This window comes from Streptomyces sp. EDA2-14 (assembly GCF_054963755.1).
In genome coordinates, this window is sequence record NZ_JBUEGE010000006.1 from 63,929 (window position 1) to 83,016 (window position 19,088).

17 protein-coding genes are annotated in these 19,088 nt (G+C 70.3%); 10 read left to right on the plus strand and 7 right to left on the minus strand.

The window, feature by feature from the left end:
* Positions 1 to 869 precede the first annotated feature (869 nt).
* Complete coding sequence (locus ACY34M_RS18050; RefSeq protein WP_462720216.1) at positions 870 to 1,079, minus strand: hypothetical protein; 210 nt, start codon at positions 1,077 to 1,079, stop codon at positions 870 to 872.
* 598 nt (positions 1,080 to 1,677) lie between these two features.
* On the opposite strand from ACY34M_RS18050, the gene ACY34M_RS18055 reads away from it, so the two are divergent.
* From ACY34M_RS18055 to ACY34M_RS18075, 5 genes are all read left to right on the plus strand, one after another.
* Positions 1,678 to 2,088, plus strand: a complete 411-nt coding sequence (locus ACY34M_RS18055; RefSeq protein ID WP_462720217.1) for a VOC family protein — start codon at positions 1,678 to 1,680, stop codon at positions 2,086 to 2,088.
* A gap of 10 nt (positions 2,089 to 2,098) precedes the next feature.
* Positions 2,099 to 2,572, plus strand: a complete 474-nt coding sequence (locus ACY34M_RS18060) for a helix-turn-helix transcriptional regulator (protein ID WP_462720218.1) — start codon at positions 2,099 to 2,101, stop codon at positions 2,570 to 2,572.
* Positions 2,573 to 2,577: 5 nt separating this feature from the next.
* Positions 2,578 to 3,231 carry a glyoxalase gene (locus ACY34M_RS18065; RefSeq protein ID WP_462720219.1) on the plus strand — a complete coding sequence of 218 codons (654 nt, stop codon included), beginning with the start codon at positions 2,578 to 2,580 and terminating at the stop codon, positions 3,229 to 3,231.
* A gap of 55 nt (positions 3,232 to 3,286) precedes the next feature.
* Positions 3,287 to 3,775 carry an iron chaperone gene (locus ACY34M_RS18070; protein WP_462720220.1) on the plus strand — a complete coding sequence of 163 codons (489 nt, stop codon included), beginning with the start codon at positions 3,287 to 3,289 and terminating at the stop codon, positions 3,773 to 3,775.
* Between the two features lie 343 nt (positions 3,776 to 4,118).
* The gene (locus tag ACY34M_RS18075; RefSeq protein WP_462720221.1) at positions 4,119 to 5,897 is read left to right on the plus strand and encodes a cation:proton antiporter; all 1,779 of its coding nucleotides are present in this window, start codon (positions 4,119 to 4,121) and stop codon (positions 5,895 to 5,897) included.
* Positions 5,898 to 6,377: 480 nt separating this feature from the next.
* On the opposite strand, the gene ACY34M_RS18080 is transcribed toward ACY34M_RS18075, so the two are convergent.
* The 6 genes from ACY34M_RS18080 to ACY34M_RS18105 all read right to left on the minus strand — a co-directional run bounded on the left by ACY34M_RS18080 (position 6,378) and on the right by ACY34M_RS18105 (position 12,537).
* Positions 6,378 to 7,202, minus strand: a complete 825-nt coding sequence (locus tag ACY34M_RS18080; protein WP_462720222.1) for an enoyl-CoA hydratase/isomerase family protein — start codon at positions 7,200 to 7,202, stop codon at positions 6,378 to 6,380.
* 62 nt (positions 7,203 to 7,264) lie between these two features.
* On the minus strand, positions 7,265 to 7,828 hold the full coding sequence (locus ACY34M_RS18085; RefSeq protein WP_462720223.1) for an OsmC family protein: 564 nt from the start codon (positions 7,826 to 7,828) through the stop codon (positions 7,265 to 7,267).
* Between the two features lie 67 nt (positions 7,829 to 7,895).
* Entirely contained in the window at positions 7,896 to 8,999 is a 1,104-nt protein-coding gene (locus ACY34M_RS18090) for an enoyl-CoA hydratase/isomerase family protein (protein ID WP_462720224.1), read from the minus strand.
* Positions 8,992 to 10,506, minus strand: a complete 1,515-nt coding sequence (locus tag ACY34M_RS18095) for a CoA-acylating methylmalonate-semialdehyde dehydrogenase (RefSeq protein WP_462720225.1) — start codon at positions 10,504 to 10,506, stop codon at positions 8,992 to 8,994. Before ACY34M_RS18095 ends, ACY34M_RS18090 begins: the two co-directional genes overlap by 8 nt.
* A 14-nt stretch (positions 10,507 to 10,520) precedes the next feature.
* Positions 10,521 to 11,711, minus strand: a complete 1,191-nt coding sequence (locus ACY34M_RS18100) for an iron-containing alcohol dehydrogenase (RefSeq protein ID WP_462720226.1) — start codon at positions 11,709 to 11,711, stop codon at positions 10,521 to 10,523.
* 13 nt (positions 11,712 to 11,724) lie between these two features.
* A complete protein-coding gene (locus tag ACY34M_RS18105) occupies positions 11,725 to 12,537 on the minus strand; it encodes an enoyl-CoA hydratase (protein WP_462720227.1) in 813 nt (270 codons plus the stop codon).
* Between the two features lie 284 nt (positions 12,538 to 12,821).
* On the opposite strand from ACY34M_RS18105, the gene ACY34M_RS18110 reads away from it, so the two are divergent.
* The 5 genes from ACY34M_RS18110 (at position 12,822) to ACY34M_RS18130 (ending at position 19,080) form a co-directional block, all read left to right on the plus strand.
* Positions 12,822 to 14,075 (plus strand): PucR family transcriptional regulator, encoded by a 1,254-nt coding sequence (locus ACY34M_RS18110; protein WP_462720228.1) that lies wholly within the window; start codon positions 12,822 to 12,824, stop codon positions 14,073 to 14,075.
* A 159-nt stretch (positions 14,076 to 14,234) separates the two neighbouring features.
* The gene (locus ACY34M_RS18115; RefSeq protein ID WP_462720229.1) at positions 14,235 to 14,561 is read left to right on the plus strand and encodes a DUF3311 domain-containing protein; all 327 of its coding nucleotides are present in this window, start codon (positions 14,235 to 14,237) and stop codon (positions 14,559 to 14,561) included.
* A complete protein-coding gene (mctP, locus tag ACY34M_RS18120) occupies positions 14,558 to 16,144 on the plus strand; it encodes a monocarboxylate uptake permease MctP (RefSeq protein WP_462720230.1) in 1,587 nt (528 codons plus the stop codon). The genes ACY34M_RS18115 and mctP overlap by 4 nt, the downstream gene beginning before the upstream one ends.
* A 33-nt stretch (positions 16,145 to 16,177) precedes the next feature.
* Positions 16,178 to 16,984, plus strand: coding sequence for an enoyl-CoA hydratase/isomerase family protein (locus tag ACY34M_RS18125; RefSeq protein ID WP_462720231.1), 807 nt, complete (start codon positions 16,178 to 16,180; stop codon positions 16,982 to 16,984).
* A complete protein-coding gene (locus ACY34M_RS18130; protein ID WP_462720232.1) occupies positions 16,981 to 19,080 on the plus strand; it encodes an acetate--CoA ligase family protein in 2,100 nt (699 codons plus the stop codon). Before ACY34M_RS18125 ends, ACY34M_RS18130 begins: the two co-directional genes overlap by 4 nt.
* The last annotated feature ends 8 nt before the right edge of the window (positions 19,081 to 19,088 follow it).

Sequence of the window (19,088 nt, forward strand, 5' to 3'; positions counted from 1 at the left end):
GATCCAGCCGGGTCGTGCGACTCGATCGACCGGTCCCGAGTCCCCTCAGGGCGGCACGGTCGGGGGGCGATCGGCGCGATCCACTCAGGCGGCACGGTCGGGGTGACCGGCCCGATCCACGACGTGCGAGCCAGGCCGCAACGGCCGATGGGATCCCGTCGGAATGCCCGGTCGGAACGCCCCTGACCTGCCGCCCTCGGGCGGTCGGAGCCGCATCGCCGACTGTGCGGCTCCGACCCTCCGTTCGCCATGCCTACGTCGGGGCATGCTCCCGCGTCCCGCGGCTCGACGAACGGACCAGTGAGACAGCGCGTGGAGGGCCGTGCCGCCTCAAGCGGTCCCGTCTCCCGCCCGGGCGCCGCCACCCGCTTCCTTTCCGATGTACGCGCGTAGCAGTCCCCGTGAAACGGAATCCGCACCGCGTCGCCGCGTGCGCGACGGCCGCCACCGGCGAGAGCGGAGCGGCAGCGGCCGTCGCGTGCGCGGGACGGGCACTCCCCAGTCCCGGGTCCCGCGCGGATGTCTGCCCACGGCCCGGTGACTCTCCGGACGGCAGCAGACGGGAGCCGGAGCCACGTCAGTCGGCGATCAGCGGCCCCAGCGGGCATGCGAACCACACGCGATCAGACGCCTCGTGGACTGGGAGGCACGGCAGGGCGCGGACAGCAGCCGGTCTTGTCGCGGCGCTTGGTCCCAACGCCTCCACCAAGAGGCTAGAGCGCCAAGTCCTCAGGTCTCAAGGGACACTTGACAAACTGAGCTGCATGCTTCGCCTCTGTCACTTGCCACAGGCCGACAAGCGGACCACGCCGGTCGAACGGCCATCGGCCCCGCACGCCGACACCGACGCGGGCTGGAATCCGGATGGATCACTGTGCGGCAATACCGATCGCACAGCCGAGCACCACGAGCGCCGAGGCGAGCCCCAGCAGGACGCACCGCACTCGGTCACCGTGGCCGCTGCGCAACCTGTCCGCGTTGCGGCAGGGACAGGTTTCGGAGTGGATCACGGGCGAGTCCAGCCAGTACGCGCCGACGAGCCGGGCATGGGCCGAGGGTGAGGTCTCGTTGCTCTCCATGCCCAAGGCAACGGGTGGGGCGCGCATCCGGCCACGCCCGGTCAACACACCAGCGCAGGGTCCATACATCCGGCGGGAGTTCCGCCTGGAAAGGTTTCGCTCTGGACATCACACACGGTGAACGCGCAGCCGGAGACCGTGCCATCGCTGCCCACACGGCGGCGCGCAGACGAGCCGCCGCCCCGCGAACCCGCTCAGCCTTCCGTTGCAGCTCGTCCGCCTGCTCCGGCTGTTCCCGCTCATCGCGCGCATCAGCGCGGCGCAGCGCGGCCTCGCTGCGCTCCAGACTCCGCTGGCTTGACTTCAGCAGTCCCTGAGACCGCTCGATCGACTCGTATGCACGCTGCCGCGGGCTGGGGGTTCCGCGCCCCAGCTCGCGGGCCAGTTCGTCGATCAGTTCTTCTCGCTGATCAGCCAGGCGCTCGCGTTCATCGGCAGCATCGTCCCGCTGGTCGGCCAGGCGCTCACGTTCATCGGCGGCATCGCCACATGGATGCTCTCCTCATGGCCGGAGACACTCGAACATGGCCGGATTTCGTCGGCAATTGGTCCGGAAACGAGAAGTCAGAGACACGGAGCCGCTTTTAGCCTGCTCGCCATGAACATCACCATTCACACGAGCGCCCTGCCGCACGACGACCCGGACGCCTCTCTCGCCTTCTACCGCGACGTCCTCGGCTTCGAGGTCCGCAGCGACGTCGGGCAGGGCAGGATGCGCTGGATCACGGTCGGCCCGGCCGGTCAGCCCGACACGTCCATCCTCCTGGCGCCGCCGGCCGCCGATCCGGGAATCACCGAGGACGAACGCCGCACCATCACCGAGATGATGGCCAAGGGCACGTACGGCTGGATTCTGCTGGCCACCCCGGACCTCGACGCCACGTTCGAGAAGGCGCAGGCCGGTGACGTCGACGTCGTCCAGGAGCCGACCGAGCAGCCGTACGGCGTCCGTGACTGCGCCTTCCGCGATCCGGCGGGCAACCTGGTCCGCATCCAAGAGCTTCGCTGAGGTCCGCGCCATGTGTCAGCCCGAATGGCGACGTGCACGTGTCGAGGCGCAGCGCCTGACCGATCTCGCGCGGCTGCGCCGCGTCCGCGACCGGATCGACCGCGAGTATGCGCAGCCGCTCAACGTGGAGGCGCTCGCCCGCGATGCGCACATGTCCGCCGGCCACCTGAGCCGGCAGTTCCGGGCCGCGTACGGCGAGTCCCCGTACTCGTACCTGATGACGCGTCGCATCGAGCGCGCGACGGCGCTGCTGCGACGTGGCGAACTCAGCGTCACCGAGGTCTGTTTCGCGGTCGGCTGCGCGTCCCTGGGCACGTTCACCACCCGTTTCACCGAGTTGGTCGGCATCCCGCCCGGGGCCTTCCGGCGCCGCGAGGCGGACGCGGCGGCCGGAGTGGAGGGCATGCCGGCGTGCGTGGCGAAGCAGGTGACAAGACCGGTCAGGAATCGAGAAGCCCCGGCCGCCGAGCCGCCCGTAGCGTGACGGCCATGACGACAACCACCGCACACACCGCGTCCACCGTCTCCCTCACGGCCGTCACCATCGAAGTGGCCGACATCGAGGCCGCCCACCGTTTCTACAGCGCCTTCGGCGTGGACACCCACATCCAACTGCGGTCGTCCGAGGCGGACTCCGCCGGATTCCGCGGCTTCACCCTGGCGCTCACGGTGTCCGGGCCCGCCACCGTCGACGGCTTCCTCGACGCCGCCGTGACCGCCGGCGCGGCGGTGCTGAAGCCCGCCGCCAAGACGCTGTGGGGCTACGGCGGCGTCGTCCAGGCTCCGGACGGAACGATCTGGAAGGTCGCCACCTCGTCGAAGAAGGACACCGGCCCGGCCACCCGCGAGATCGACGAACTCGTCCTGCTGCTCGGCGTCGAGGACGTGAAGGCCACCAAGCAGTTCTACGCGGACCAGGGCCTGACCGTGGCGAAGAGCTTCGGCGGCAAGTACGCCGAGTTCGCCGCAGCCAAGTCCAGCCCGGTCAAGCTGGCGCTGTACAAGCGCCGGGGCCTGGCCAAGGACCTCGGCGTCGCCGCCGACGGCACCGGCTCGCACCGCCTCGTCCTGGGCGGCACCGCCGGCTCCTTCACCGACCCGGACGGATTCGCCTGGGAGACCGTGCCCTCCGCACTGTCCTGACTCCAGGCCCGAACTCCGCCTCACCCCTGATCCCTGTTACGAGAGGAAAACCGCCATGCCGCACACCGAGTCGTCCCCCGCGAGCCCCGAGACCTCCGCCGAGCAGTACAGCGGATTCACCGCCGAGGAGCGGGCCGCGATGAAGGACCACGCGCAGGAGCAGAAGAAGACCGCGGCGCGCCGCGGTTCGTCCCGCGCGGAGAAGGCGGCGGCAGCGGAGCAGGACGTACTCGCGAAGATCGCCGAACTGCCGGACGCGGACCGGGTCCTCGCCGAACGGATCCACGCCATCGTCAAGGCCGCCGCCCCTGAACTCGCGCCCAAGCTCTGGTACGGGATGCCCGCCTACGCCAGAGACGGCAAGGTGCTCTGCCATTTCCAAAGCGCGCAGAAGTTCAAGACGAGATACGCCACGCTCGGATTCAGCGACCAGGCGGCGCTCGACGACGGCACCATGTGGCCGGCCGCCTACGCCCTGAGGGAGCTGACCGCGGCCGACGAGGACCGCATCAGCGCGCTCATCAAGAAGGCGGTGGGCGGATGAACGAGTGAGACTCCGCCCGACGCGCTCCGGGCCGCGGAGAGCCGAGCCGGGCACGGTGCCGTCCGGGTTCGTCATCGCCGACACGTGCCCCTGCATCGTGTACGCGTACGTGGTTGACGGCTCACGTCCGAGTCTCCGCCGTCCGGCTCGAACGGCCGCAGGCGCCGCAGGCCCGTCGGTGCAGACGCCACCAGCCCCTCGGCCCGCCCGACGGCCCGACGGTCGGACTCTCAGACGGTAGGACGGTCGGACGTCGGCGCCTGGCGCGCACGCCTCTGGTGATCTTGGATGGGTTCTGGCGCTTCCGCGCGGACCTGACCGATCTCACCTTCCGGAGGTGGCTGTGGAGACCACACTCGTCGCGGTCCTCGGGGTGGTGAGCATCGTGGCGACGGCCGTCTTCTCCGGCCGCCTCGGGCTCGCCGCCCCGCTCGCCCTGGTCGTGGTCGGTCTCGCCCTGAGCTTCGTGCCCGGCGTGCCGCACCCGGAGATCGACCCGGAGTGGATCCTGGCGGGCGTGCTGCCGCCGTTGCTGTACTCCGGCGCGGTCAACATGCCTATCACGGACTTCCGCCGGAACCTCAAACCGATCGCCGGTCTCGCGGTGGTGCTGGTAGCCCTGTCCACGCTGGGATGCGGGTGGCTGTTCCACTGGCTCGTGCCGGACATGGGATGGCCGGCCGCGTTCGCCCTGGGCGCCGTCGTCAGCCCGACGGACGCGGTCGCCGCCACGTCCGTCGGGCGCCGCCTCGGGCTGCCGCACCGCCTGCTGACGCTGCTGGAGGGCGAGGGCCTGGTCAACGACGCGTCGTCGCTGGTGCTGCTGCGCTCGGCCGTCGCCGCGATGGCGGGCGCCGTCTCCGTGTGGGGTGTCGTCGGGGACTTCGTGTGGGCGGTGGTCTGCGCGAGTGCGGTGGGCCTCGTCGTGGGCATCGCCAACGTACGCGTACGAGGTCTGCTTCGGGACTCCGTCCTGAACACGGCCGTCTCGTTCACCGTCCCCTTCATCGCCTACGTGCCCGCGGAGGAATGGAATGCCTCGGGGGTGCTCGCGGTGGTGGTCGCCGGTCTCGTCACCGGCCACCTCAGCCCCCGGTACCTGCGGGCGCAGGACCGGCTGGCCGAGGCCGTCAACTGGCGCACCCTCGCGTTCCTGCTGGAAAGCTCGATCTTCCTGCTGATGGGGCTGAGCGTGAAGGCGCTCGTGGACGAGGTCCGCACCGACCACCTGGACATGGGGCGCGCGCTGTGGATCGGCCTCACGGCCAGCGCGCTCGTCATCGTCATCCGGATCGCCTTCACCGGCCCGATGGTCGCGATGCTGCACCGCGAGAGCCGCCGCGCCGAGCGCAGCAAACCCGTCCTCGACCGCATCCAGGAACGCCTGAACAACCCCGGCGCGGTACCGGACCACCCCACCTCTGAGCCGCCCCGACGCCGGACCCGTCGGCGCAGGCCGCAGGTGAACACCCCCGAGCAACTGGCCCGGTTCCAGCGGAGGGTCACCAAGGTGCGCGCGGACGTGGAGTTCCACACCACCCAGAAGCTCGGCTGGCGCGGCAGCGCCGTCCTCGCGTGGGCCGGGATGCGTGGCGCCATCACACTCGCCGCCGCGCAGACGCTGCCCGAGGACACCCCGGCCCGCCCGCTGCTGATCCTGATCGCCTTCGTCGTCGCGACGGTGACCCTGCTGCTCCAGGGCCTGACCCTGCCCTCGGTCATCAAGGCCGTGCACGTCCCGCCGGACGACACCGCGCACCAGCGCAGCGACTACGTCTCGCTCCTGAACGCCTTCAATGCCACCGCCCTCGACCTCCTCGGCGACGAGAACCTGCGCCGCCCCGACGGCAGCGCGTACGACCCCGAGGTGTTGGAGCAGCTCCGCCGGGACCTGCGGGTACGGGACACCTCCGAGACGCCCGAGCCCGCACCGGCACCGGACCTCGATCCCCGTATCCAGTACGTGGAGTTGAAGCTGCGCGTGCTCGACGCGGAGAACCAGCGGCTGGCGCAGGAGCGCTCGCGCGGCACCTGCAGTTCCGTGGTCCTGGGACAGGCGCAGCGGGCGCTCGACATCGAGGCGGCGCGCTTGCAGCAGCTCGGCGAGGAGCGCGCCGGTTGAACAAGGCCTACTGCCAGGGCCCGCACCAGAACCGTGGAGCACACCACCCGCCACGTCCGCGTGCTCCCACGCCCTGCGCGAGGTCGAAACCCACCACAACCAGCACCGCGCCCACCACCGGGCCATCGTGTCGGCGTACGTTCAGGTGGGCGATTCGGTCGGGGTCGGTACCAGCCCACGACCTCAGGCGGCCGTCCCCCGGGACAGTTGCCCGCAGCGCACGGGCGGACGCCCGAACCGTCCGGCCGTGCGCCACAACGCGGTCTCGCGCAACCGCGATTGAATCCGCAACAATGGGGCCGCCGCTCTTTCGCAGAGCGGTGTCCGGCTCCGCCGCCCCATCCCCGTGACGGCGGAGCCGGTCCATGCCTCGATTCCGGTCGAGTACGGCTGTACGCGCGTGCCGTGCAACTTGTCAGCGAAGGCCGATGATGTCGGAGGCGTCGGCCTCCGCTTCGGGTCGTGCCTGCTCCTTCCTGCTCAGTGGGCGTCGACTGTGGCGAATCGTGCGTCGCGCCAGGCGAGTGCGGTTTTGAGTCCCTCGTTGGCGACGAGTTCGGTGAATTCCACGCGCTCGGGCGTCACGGCCGAGTTGAGGACGGCCGCGATGGCATGGTTGTCGCCGACGGCGGTCTGGAGCCCCATCGCCGTGTACGCCCGGGTGAGGGCCCGCTTGGTGTATCGCAGGATCGGAAGCGGTGTCAGCGCGATCTTGCCGGCAAGCTTTTCGACGGTGTCCTGGAGCTCTTCGTGGGGGACGACATGGTTGACCAGTCCGAGCTCCTCGGCTCGGTGTGCATCGATCGTGTCGCCGGTGAAGAGGAGTTCGTTCGTTGCCTTCTGCCCGATGAGGAACGGCATGAGCAGGGTGACCGGGCCGGATCCGAAGCGGATCTCGGGCTCGCCGAACTGCGCGTCGTCGGTGCAGACGATGAGATCGCAGGCCATGGCGAGTTCACAGCCGCCGGCCAGGCACCAGCCCGAGACGGCTCCGACGACGGGCTTGTTCAGGCCCCAGACCTTCATGGTCAGGGCAATGTTCGCCTCCAGGCCGCCGTACCACTGCTCGGCCGTGGAGACGCCCATCTCGACCTCCTGCGCGATGTCGTAGCCGACGCTGAAGGCCCGCTCGCCGCCCTGCAGTACCACGACGCGTACGTCGTCGTTCTGCTCGACGAGGTCGAGGGTGTCCGACAGTTCCCGCATGAGTTCGACCGACAGGGCGTTGAGTTTCTTGGGCCGGTCGATCCGGATCCGGGCGATGGGTTCGCTGATGTCGAGGTGGATGAACTCTGTGTCGCTCATGGTGCTCCCTGGTTGGGTCCGGCATGGAGGTGGTTCAGGAAGTTCCGGCAGCCGAGGTGTGCTCAGGCGAGGCTGGTGGAGACGCGGACCTCGTGGGCGAGGGTGTCGCGGACCGGAGAGTGCCGCTGCACGAGTTCGGTGAGTTCCTGCAGTTCCTCGCGCGCGGTGTTCGGCGACTCAGCGTGCACGGTCACCCTGATCTCCTGGGCGCCCGGACGAGTGTCTTCGTCGAGTCCGAGGAACCCCTGCAGGTCGAAGTCGGCTTCCATGTCGAGGCGCAGCGCGGACAGTTCGATACCGCGGGATGCCGCGTGGGTGGCGAAGGTGACGGCGTAGCAGCCGGCGAGCGCCTGGAGCACGTATTCGGCGGGGCTGGCGGCGGTGTCCGAACCGAGGAGTGCCGCCGGTTCGTCGGACTCGAGCGTGTAGCGCGCGGTGCGGCTGTCGAGCGTGTCTCCCGCCTGGCGGGTCGCCCCGGTGACGGCGCGCTGGCGGCAGCCGCCCTTCCAGTCGGCCCCGAGGGTGAACGTGACCTGTGCGAGCTGCGGGTTCTTCTCCACTGCGTCGAGGGTGCCGTTGAGGGCGTCGCGGTCGACTCCGTTGAGTGTGTTGGCGATCTGGGGCATGCCGTTCTCCTTGGTGTACGGCGCGGCTGACGGGCGCCGGTGGGAAGTGGGGCTTGCTGGGCGGGTGTCACGGCGCGGTCGTTGCCGTGGCCTCCCACGGATGTGCTGTTCGCGCGATTGCGGCTGTGCCGGGTGCTGGGCTCCAGTGGGGCTGTCCCTGCTGGTCCACGCCCTGGTAGGTGGTGTGTTCGGCCCAGCGGGGTGAGCGGTCCTTGTCCACCAGCACCGCACGTACCCCTTCGAGGAAGTCGTGGGTGGTGACCGTGTGCAGCGCGGCGCGCAGCTCCGCGGTGAGACAGGTGGCCAGGTTGCGTTCCTTGCCGCGGCTGATCAGGTGGAAGGTGAGTTCCAGGCTTTGCGGCGACGGGGTGTCCAGGGTGTGCGCCTGCTCGGCCAGCCAGGGGTCGTCGACGGCGTGCAGCCGCTGCCGGATGGTGCTGAGGCTGTCGGCCGCGAAGACCTCGTCGATGGCCGTGCGGTGGGCGGGCAGTTCGGCATCGACGGGCGGGGTGGTGCAGATGCTGTTGAGGACCTCGTCGACGCTGTGGCGTCCGCGGGTGCGCAGCAGGTCCGGGATTTCGGCTAGCCGAGAGGAGGAGCAGCCGTGTGTGGCCAGTCCGAGGGCGAGGGCGTCGGCAGCGTTGACGCGTCTGCCGGTCAACCCGAGATGCATGCCGGCCGCGCCCGGCAGACGGGGCAGGAAGTGGGTGGCGCCCACGTCGGGGAAGAAGCCGATAGAGGTCTCCGGCATGGCCAGCAGCGCGGCTTCGGTCACCACGCGGAAGGGGCCGTGGACGGACAGGCCCATGCCGCCGCCCATGCAGACCCCGTCGATCAGGGACACGATGGGGTGCGGGTAGTCGGCGATCAGTGCGTTGACGCGGTACTCGGTGGCGAAGAACTGCAGGCTCGGCTGCTGCCGGCCGTCGAGGGTGTTCTGGCGGATGGTGCGGATGTCGCCGCCCGCGCAGAAGGCGCGTGTGTCGGAGCTTTCGAGGGTCACCGCGGTCAGGGGTTCGCTGCGCCAGGCGAGCAGCGTGGTCTCCAGCGCTCGGACCATGTCCAGGGTCAGGGCGTTGAGTGCCTTGGGGCGGTCCAGGATGATGCGGCCGAGGGGGCCGTCGCGTTCGGTGCGCAGGCCGGTCGGTGCGCCCTGTGCCGGCTCAGCCATGGGTGGGCATCGCAAATTCGGTGGTCACCGCAGCGTCGCTGGGCCAGCGGGTGGTGGCGGTCTTGTTGCGGGTGTAGAAGCGCACGCCTTCGGGGCCGTGGATGTGGTGGTCGCCGAACAGGGAGCGCTTCCAGCCGCCGAAGGAGTGGAAGGCCATCGGGACTGGGATGGGCACGTTGATGCCGACCATGCCGGCCTTGACCTCGGCGAGGTAGGTGCGGGCGGTGTTGCCGTCGCGCGTGAAGATCGCGGTGCCGTTGCCGAACTCGTGCTCGTTGACGAGGGTGAGGGCCTGGGCGAAGGAGTTGGCCCGCACGATCGACAGGACCGGGCCGAAGATTTCCTCCAGGTAGATCCGCATGGTGGGGGTGACGTGGTCGAAGAGCGAGCCGCCCAGGAAGTAGCCCTCTCCTGCTGCCTCGATGTGGGCATGGCGGCCGTCGACGACGAGTTCCGCGCCCTCCCGGGTGCCGATGTCCAGGTAGCCGGCGACCTTGTCGCGGTGGGCGGCGGTGACCAGCGGCCCCATTTCGACGCTGTCGTTCGTGCCGGGGCCCACCTTGAGCTCGGCCAGGGCCTTGACCAGGCGCTCGCGCAGGCGCTGTGCGGTCTCCTCGCCGACGGGAACGGCGACCGAGATGGCCATGCAGCGTTCGCCGGCCGATCCGTAGGCGGCGCCCATCAGGGCGGCGACGGCCTGGTCGAGGTCGGCGTCGGGCATGACGACCATGTGGTTCTTGGCGCCGCCCAGGGCCTGCACCCGCTTGCCGTTGGCCGCCGCGGTCTTGTGGACGTGTTCGGCGATGGGGGTGGAGCCGACGAAGCTGATCGCCTCGACGCGCGGGTCCTCCAGCAGGGCGTCGACCGCCACCTTGTCACCGTGGACGACGTTGAAGACGCCGTCCGGCAGACCAGCTTCCGCCAGCAGGCGGGCGAGCTCGTTGCTGAGCGTGGGGTCCTTTTCCGAGGGCTTCATGACGAAGGTGTTTCCGCAGGCCAGGGCGACCGGGAACATCCACATGGGTACCATGGCGGGGAAGTTGAACGGGGAGATGCCGGCGACCACGCCGAGCGGCTGGCGCAGGGTGATGGCGTCGACGGTGCGTCCGACGTTCTCGGAGAACTCGCCCTTGAGCATCTGCGGGATGCCGCAGGCGAATTCGATGACCTCCATGCCGCGGGTCACTTCGCCCTGGGCGTCGTTGAAGACCTTGCCGTGTTCGGCGGTGATGATTTCGGCGAGCCGATCGCGGTGGGTCTCCACGAGGTCCCGGAAGCGGAACAGGACCCGGGCGCGAACGTGCGGCGGGGTGTTGGCCCAGGTGGGAAACGCGCCGGCGGCGGCGGTGACGGCCGCTTGCACGTCTTCGACGGTCGCGTGGGCGACCTGGCCGGACAGCGCGCCGGTCGCCGGGTTGTACACGTCGCCGCGCGCGATGGAGGCGCCGACGGTGCTCTTTCCTGCGATCCAGTGGTCGATCGGGGCTGCGCCCCGGATGGTGGTCATGGTGGTCGGCTCCCTCAGCGGTAGATCTGGGTGTAGAGCTGTGCGATCTCCTCGGCGGAGGGCACGCGCGGGTTGTTGGCGGGCGATCCGGAGGCCAGGGCCTGTTCGGCCATGAGCGGGATCAGGCTGTTCCAGCGCGCCTCGTCGATGCCGAACTCGTACGGGGTGGGCACCTTGAGGTCGCCGCACAGCCCGCCGATGGCGTCGACGAGAGCGCGCGCGGCGGTGTCGTCGCCGTCGTCGGCCGTGGCGGCGCCGAAGGCGCGGGCACAGTCGGCATAGCGGGCGGTGGCCGCCCGGTCGGCGAAGGCGGAGAAAGCGGTGACCGCCGGGAAGAGCATGGCGTTGGACAGGCCGTGCGCCACGTGGAAATGGGCGCCGATGGGCCGGCTCATGCCGTGGACGAGGGCGACGCTGGAGTTGGAAAAGGCGATGCCCGCCTGGGTGGCGGCCAGCATCATGGCCGCCCGGGCCGCCCGGTCCTCGCCGTTGTCGACGACGCGGCGCAGGTTGCGTCCGATGGTGGAGATCGCCGTGCGGGCGAGAGCGTCGGAGAGCGGGTTGGCGCGCTTGCTGACGTAGGCCTCGACGGCGTGGGTGAGGGCGTCGATGCCGGTGTCGGCGCTCAGGCGGGCCGGCATCGAGACCGTGAGCTCGAAGTCGATGATCGCGGCGGCGGGCAGGAACGAGCGGCCGGTGCACAGCATCTTCTCGTCGGATGCGCTGTCGGTGATGATCGTGAACTGGGTGGCTTCCGAGCCGCTGCCCGCGGTGGTCGGGACCGCCACGACGGGCAGGGCCGCGGCGGTGTTCTGGCGCGGTGCCTTGTAGTCGCGCATCTCGCCGCCCTGCACGCTCAGCAGCGCGAGCGCCTTGGCGGTGTCCATGGGGCTGCCGCCGCCGAGGCCGATCAGCGCGTCGCAGTCATCGGCGCGGATCGCCTCCAGTCCCTTGGCCAGGGAGTCGGTCGTGGGGTCGGGGATCGTCTCGGAGAAGACGCTCGGCGTGCAGCCGGCCTCGCGCAGCAGTGCGGCGGTGCGCTCGGCGAGGCCGGTGCTCACCAGGAACGCATCAGTGACGATGAGCGGCCGACTGGCCCCGAGGGCGGTCACGGCCTCTCCGATGTCGTTCAGGGCTCCGCCGCCGACGCGCATGTCGCGCGGTTGCGCGAAGGTGAAGACCGTATCGGTGGTTGTGCTGCTCATGGCCTGCTCCTGTCTAGCGGTGGGTGTACTTTGCGTCGCGCTTGTCGAGGAAGGCGGCCATGCCCTCGCTCTGCCCCTCGGTGGCGAACGCGGCGTGAAACATGCGGCGTTCGAAGCGCAGCCCCTCGGCCAGGGGGGTTTCGAAGGCGCGGCCGACGCTCTCCTTGGCCATGAGGACGGCGGGGCGGGAGAACCCGGCGATGGTGGCCGCGGCCTCCGTGGCCACCTGCAGCAGCGAGTCGGTGGGCACGACGCGGGCCACCAGGCCGATGCGCTCCGCCTCCCGGGCGTCGATCGTGCGGCCGGTCAGGACCATGTCCATCGCCTTGGCCTTGCCGACCGAGCGGGCCAGGCGCTGGGTGCCGCCTGCTCCGGGCAGGACACCGATGCTGATCTCCGGCTGGCCGAACTTCGCGCTCTCGGCGGCGATGACGAAGTCGCACATCATCGCCAGTTCCGCGCCGCCGCCCAGGGCGTAGCCGCTGACGGCGGCGATGATCGGCTTGCGCAGAGTGGCCGTGCGCTCCCAGGAGGACGTGATGAAGTCCTCCAGGAAGACGTCGGAGAAGTCCTTGGAGTGCATCTCCTTGATGTCTGCACCGGCGGCGAAGGCCTTCTCGCTGCCGGTCAGCACCACGGCGCCGACGGAGTCGTCGGCCTCGACGGCGTCGAGCACGCGGGCCAGTTCGCGGGTGAGCCGGTCGCACAGGGCGTTGAGGGCCTTGGGCCGGTCCAGCCTGACGACCACCACCGGGCCTTGTCGCTCGGCCTGGATGAACGTGGAGTCTTCGGCGGTCTTGAGGACCGGGTCTGGAGCGTGGGACATGGCGAACCCCTATGCATCGGTTCCGTGGGTGTCGGGCAGGCCCCGGAAGGCGGCTTCGGGCAGGTGGGCGACGCCTCCTCGCGGTGGTGCGGGACGGTGGCGTCGCCGAGCGCGGGCTTCGGGACACCAGGAACGCTAGGTCCGGCGTGTGAGCCGAGTCATGAGAAAGTCCGAGAAGTTTTGCCGCACTCCTTCTCGTTTTCTGCGAGGTACGAGGGCTCGTTTGTGGCGGTCCCCGCGTCTAGGCTCCGAAGATCGACGCGTGCCTGTCTGTGGGGGTGACCATGCTCATCGAATCGCCGGACGGCCGGGACGACGCCTACGCGGAGCGCCTGGCCTCGGTCCTGGAGCAGCTGCGGGCCCGGCGGCACGAGTTGTGCAGCAGCCTGGTCGACGAATACACGGCGGTGGTGTCCGAGTACCGGGAGCTGCCGGAGTCGGTCCTGATCCGCGATGTCACCGACGCCGCCGTGCAGAACATCGAGTACCTCGTCGACACCTTCTCCAACGGTCTCGGGGTGCCCGACCAGGACATCGAGTGGATCCGCCGCTCGGCGGCCCGCCGGGTGCATCAGCACGTCAGCCTGCCGTCCTTGCTGCGCACCTATCGGCTGTGGGGGACGCGGATTTGGCGCACCATGGCGGAGTTCGCGGGCGACGACCCGGTCGGCAAGCAGCTGTCCATCGACGCCGCCGACGCGATGATGGAGTACCTGGACCGTGTCTCCAACGACCTGTCGCGGGCCTACATCCGCGAATCGACCGTCTCGGCGGTCGACGGGCAGGCGCTGCGCACCGACGTGCTGGAGACCGTGCTGACCGGCGAGCCGGTCAGCGAGCGTGCCCGCCGCCAGGCCGCGGTGCTCGCCACGAGCCTGCGCGGCCAGTTGATGGTCGTTGTGGTGCAAGTGCCCGACCGCGACCACCCACTGGCCGGCGTGCAGGCCGCGGTGCTGGCCGTGCGCGACCAGTTCGTGCCACTGACCCGGTCCTTCCTCACCGGCCCGCGCGATCAGGAGATCGTGTGCATCTGCGTTCTCGAGTACGGCGAGGACGGCACCCGTGTCGAGGCGGCCGCCCACGCCCTCGCCGCCGCCGAGCCCGCCTGGACGGTGGGCATCGGCCGGATCGCCGAGGGGCTCACCGGGGTCCGGCGTTCCTACACCGAGGCCCACGAGGCCGCGGAACTGGGCTTCTCCATCGGCCAATCCGAGCGGGCCATCCGCTTCGCCGACGTCCTGCTCGACCAGATCCTGCGCTCGACCCAGCACATCGACGCCCTCCTGGAGGAGACGGTGCGCCCGCTGGTCGACTACGACGAGCGCAAGAACGCCGAACTTCTGGCGACGCTGCGTGCCTACGTCAACGCCAACTTCAACCTGACCAAGGCGGCCGCCGAGCTCACGGTCAACCCCAACACCGTCGTCTACCGGCTGCGGCGCATCCACACGTTGACCCGCCGCGATCCGATGGCCGTGGACGACCTGCTGCTGCTGGCCCTCGGCGTGCGGCTGTGGGACTCCGCTCCCCCGCTGTAGACCGCGGCGCCCTGTACGAACCCCAACACCATGGCCGGGAACTTCTCGGATTCTCGTATGTCGTGGATCACGCAGCGCTCCTAGCGTGCCGCCCACGTCCTCTTCACCGCTTGGCCGAATCCGGCCGGTGACAGCGCGGCGCGCAGGACCCCACCGGACGTGACCAGCCACCACGCCCGCCTGCTCGCACCGCGCCCCTCGCACCCCTCCCGACTCGAAGGAGAGTCCACGATGGGCGAAACCCGGGAGCAAGCTCCCGTGCGAGCCGCTCGCCCGCTGCGACTCGCAGTGAGCGGACTGCTGATCCTCATACCGGTGGCACTCAGTCTCGCCGTTCCCCTGTACCAGCGGACCGGCCCCACCCTCATCGGTATCCCGTTCTTCTACTGGTTCCAGATGGCCATGGCCATCGGCACCGCGATCGCCACGGGGACCGCCTACCGGCTCCTGTACGCAGGCGACACGGACGAGGCGGAGGCCGCATGAACTTCGACGCGGTCACCTTCTCCGTCTTCCTCGCCCTCCTGCTTCTCGTCACGGTCATGGGCTTCGTGGCCAGCCGGTGGCGCCGGGCCTCCGACGGCGACCAGCTCGACGAATGGGCGCTGGGAGGCCGCACCTTCGGCCCTCTGATCACCTGGGTGCTGCTCGGCGGGGACCTGTACAGCGCCTACACCCTCATCGCCATCCCGGCGGCACTGTTCAGCATGGGCGCGTTCGGCTTCTACGCGATTCCGAACGCCGTGGTGCTGTACGCGCTCGGGTTCCTGTTCCTGCCCAAGCTGGTGTCGCTGGCGCACAAGAAGGGCTACGTCACCCTCACCGACTTCGTCCACGACCGGTTCGGTTCCAAACCGCTCAGCCTGGCCATCACCGTCACCGGTCTGCTCGCCACGATGCCGTACCTGGCCCTGCAGTTGGTCGGCCTGGAGGTCGTCCTGGGCGCGCTGGGCATCGGAGGATCGGCTGCCGGGAACTGGTTCCTGCGAGACCTGCCGCTGCTGCTCGCGTTCGGCATCCTGGCCGCCTACACGTACTCCTCCGGGCTGCGTGCCCCGGCGCTGATCGCTTTCGTCAAGGACGCCCTGGTCTACATCGTCGTGATCGCCGCGGTGATCTACATTCCGATCAAGCTCGGCGGGTTCGACAGCATCTTCGACGCCGCCTCCAGGGCGCTGGCTGACAAGCCCACCACTCCGAAGTCCGGCGATCCCGCGGTCGCCGTGGACCCGAGTGTCTACATGACACTCGCGCTGGGCTCTGGCATGGCGTTCTTCCTCTATCCGCACGCCATCACCGGCGTCTTCGCCTCCCGGGGCGCGAAGACGGTGCGCCGCAACATGTCGCTGCTCCCGCTGTACACCGTGCTGCTTGGCCTGGTGGCTCTGCTGGGCATCATGGCGCTCGCCGCCGGCATCACACCGCGCGACGGCAACCCCCAGTACGCGGTGCCGCAGTTGCTCGCCGAGATGTTCCCGTCCTGGCTCACCGGTGTCGCCTTCGCCGCCATCGCGATGAGTGCCCTGGTCCCGGCCGCCATCATGGCCATCGCCGCGGGCAACCTCGTCAGCCGCAACATCTACCGGACCTACAGCCGCCGCCCCGTCACGGCCAGGCGCGAGACGCTCGTCTCCAAGGTCGTGTCGGTACTGGTGAAGGCGGGCGCGCTGGTATTCGTCCTCACCCTGGACGCGAAGGCCGCGGTCAACTTCCAACTGCTGGGCGGGATCTGGATCCTGCAGACGCTGCCCACCGTGCTGTTGGGCCTATTCACCAAGCGGTTCACCAGCAAGTGCGCCCTGATGACCGGCCTGCTGGTCGCCGTCGTCTACGGCACGTGGGCGGCCTACGGCGTCAAGTCTCCGACCGGCGGGCCCTTCGGAGGGTCGACCGCGACCCCGTTCTTCCTGTCCAGCCCCATCTACATCGCGATCTCCTCACTCGTCCTCAACTGCGTGATCGTCGCGGCCGGAAGCCTGCTCGCACGGATCTTCCGGACCGCCGAGCCGCCGACCGAACCCGAAGCAGCGCCGCCGGTCGGCGAGCCCGTCGGCCAGAGCGCCGGCTGAACCTTCCCTTCCACGCCAGACAGGAGCCTGCTCATGGCATCCGGCATCCAGGTGTCCGACAAGGGCGCGACCCGCATCCTGGCCATCTCCAACCCCACCAAACGCAACGCGTTCAACGGCCGCATGACCGCCTCGCTGCTGGCCGAACTCGACCGGGCCGACGCCGACCCCGCCGTGCGCGCGATCGTGGTCACCGGCACCGACGGCTGCTTCTCCTCCGGCCACGACCTCCAGGAGGTCCTGGCCGATCCCGCCACCGCCGGCGACCCCGTCGCCAACGCCGCATTCTCCCGCCCCTCGGAGATCCTCACCCCCGTGATCGGCGCGATCGACGGCCCCGCGTACGCGGCCGGGTTCATCCTCGCCCTCAACTGCGACCTGCGCGTGGCCACGCCCGACGCCCGGTTCTGCGGCGTGGGCGCCGCGATCGGCCTGGTGCCGGTGGGCGGCCAGCTCAGCCGGCTCCTCGACCTCGTGGGCTACCCGATCGCCTACCGCTGGCTGGCCACCGCCGCACCGTTCACCGCCCGGGAAGCCGAGCAGCACGGCTTCGTCACCGCGATCCACGACGGCGAGCAGGCCCTGGACGGCGCCCTCGAACTCGCCGAGCAGATCACCTCGGTGTCCCCGGCCGTGGTCGCCGCGGTCAAGGCCGGCCTGTCCCACACCCTGCACAACGGCAGCGACGCGGGACGCGCCGTGGAATCCCAACTGGCCGCCCTGATCCGCCCGCTGCCGGACGGTGACGAGGGCGTGCGCTCCTTCCTGGACCGGCGGCCGGCCAGCTACCCCGACCGTCCCACGAACCTGCCCACCGAGATCGAGAAGGTGCTCGCGTGACCACGACCGACCTGCCCCCGACCGCCGGACAGCGGCTGCGCGAGGACGTCATCCGCGACCTGGCCATTCGCTACGGGATACCCGCCAATCCCGTCGTCTTCGCCGACACCCCCCAGTCAGCGGGCGACGTGGCCCGCAGCCTCGACAAGCCGCTGGCGATCAAGCTCGTGGCCGATGGCGTGGTCCACAAGAGCAAGGCCGGCGGCGTCCTGCTCCACATCGCCCCCGGCGACGCCGAGGCCGCCGTCAAGCAACTGTTCACCGAGCAGCAGGCCCGCGGCATCACGCCCAGGGGCGTCACCGTGGAACCCATGATCGAGGCCGGGCCCGAAGTGGTCGTCGGAGCCCTGCACGAGGCGGGCTTCGGGCCCGTCGTCATGGTCGGCTCCGGCGGTGTCGACGTCGAGGCCCTCGGTGACGTCGCCTTCGCCCGGGCGCCCCTCGACCGCGCCGGAGCACTGCGCCTGATCGACCGCACCCGCATCGGCGGTGTCCTGCGCCGCCGCTTCCCCGCCGGGTACGACCAGTTGGCCGACCTGCTGGTCAGCGTCGGCGGCGCGGACGGACTGCTGCTGTCCGAGCCGGTCGACCAGATCGACCTCAACCCGATCGTGGTGGGCGACGATGCGCTCGTCGCCGTCGACGCACGCGCCGTGACCCGCGCGGACGGCATCGACCCCACGTCGCCGCTGCCCGACCCCGAGGCCCTGTACCGTCAGCTGAAGCCCGCGATCTATCCCACGTCCATGGCAGTCGTCGGCGCCTCCGCCCACCCCGACAAGATGGGGCACCGGGCGGTGCGCACCGCGGTGGACATGGGCTTCACCGGCACGCTGCACCCGGTGAGCCGCTCCGCCAACAACATCCTGGGCCATGCGGCCGTCTCCTCGATCGACGAGCTGCCCGAGGGCATCGACCGCGCGGTCATCGCCCTGCCGGCCGCCGCCGTCCCGCAGGCCCTGACCGATCTCGCCGCCCGGGGCGTGAAGAGCGCGCATGTGCTCACCGCCGACACCACCGACCTGGCGCAGGCGGTGTCCGGCACGGACCTGCGCGTGCTGGGCCCCAACTGCATCGGCCACTACACCCCCCACTCCAGGCTGACCATGATCGGCCGGGACGCCTCCTCCACGGAGCAAGGATCCATCGCGGTCGTCTCCCAATCCGGCACCTACGCCGGCGACGTGGTGCGCCGCGGCAACGAACTCGGCCTGCGCTTCAGCTTCGTCAGCTCGGTGGGCAACTGCCACGACGTCTCCCCCGCCGAACTGCTGGCGTTCTGCGAAGCCGACCCGGCCACCTCCGTCGCCGCCTTCTACCTCGAGGACGACAGCGACGCCCGCGACTTCTTCGCCCTCGCGACGACGATGACCACCCCGGTCGTCCTATTCAAGGGCGGCCGCAGCAAAGTCGGCGGCGCCGCGGCCGCCTCCCACACCGGCGCCCTCGCCAGCGACCCGCAGCTGCTGCGCGACGCTGCCGCCGACGCCGGCGTCGTCCTCGTCGACAGCTTCGACGAGCTCATGGACACCCTGCTGCTCGCCCAATACGCCCCCGAGTTCACCGGACCGGGCCTGGGCCTGCTGGGCACCGGCGGCGGCGTCGCCGTCGTCGGAGCCGACACCGCCTACGAAAGCGGCCTGGTCCTTCCGCCGTTCGCCGAGGCCACCGACCGGGCCCTGTCCCCGTACGACGCGCCCGGCAGCAGCCTGCACAACCCGATCGACATCCCCACCTGGTCCATGGTCGACGACACCGGCGCCAGCATCATGGGCCGGCTCGTCGAAGCGGTCGCCACCGACCCGGCCGTCGACTGCATCGTCGCCTACACCGACATGGGCACCGTCTACGACATGAAGCACGGCAGCGACGCCGCCGCGATGCTCACCGACATGGCCGACGACATCAGCGCCGCCGAACGCGGCCCCGTCCCGGTCGTCCTGGTGCTGCGCAGCAGCTACAGCGCCGAACAGGACGGCCTGGTGCGCACGCTGCGCGAGCAGGCCGCGAACCGGGGCGTCGCGGTGATCGAGTCGGTCGACCGGGCCATCGCCGCACTGGGCCGCGTGCGGCGGCTCAACGCGCGGCGCGGCTGAGCCGGGGG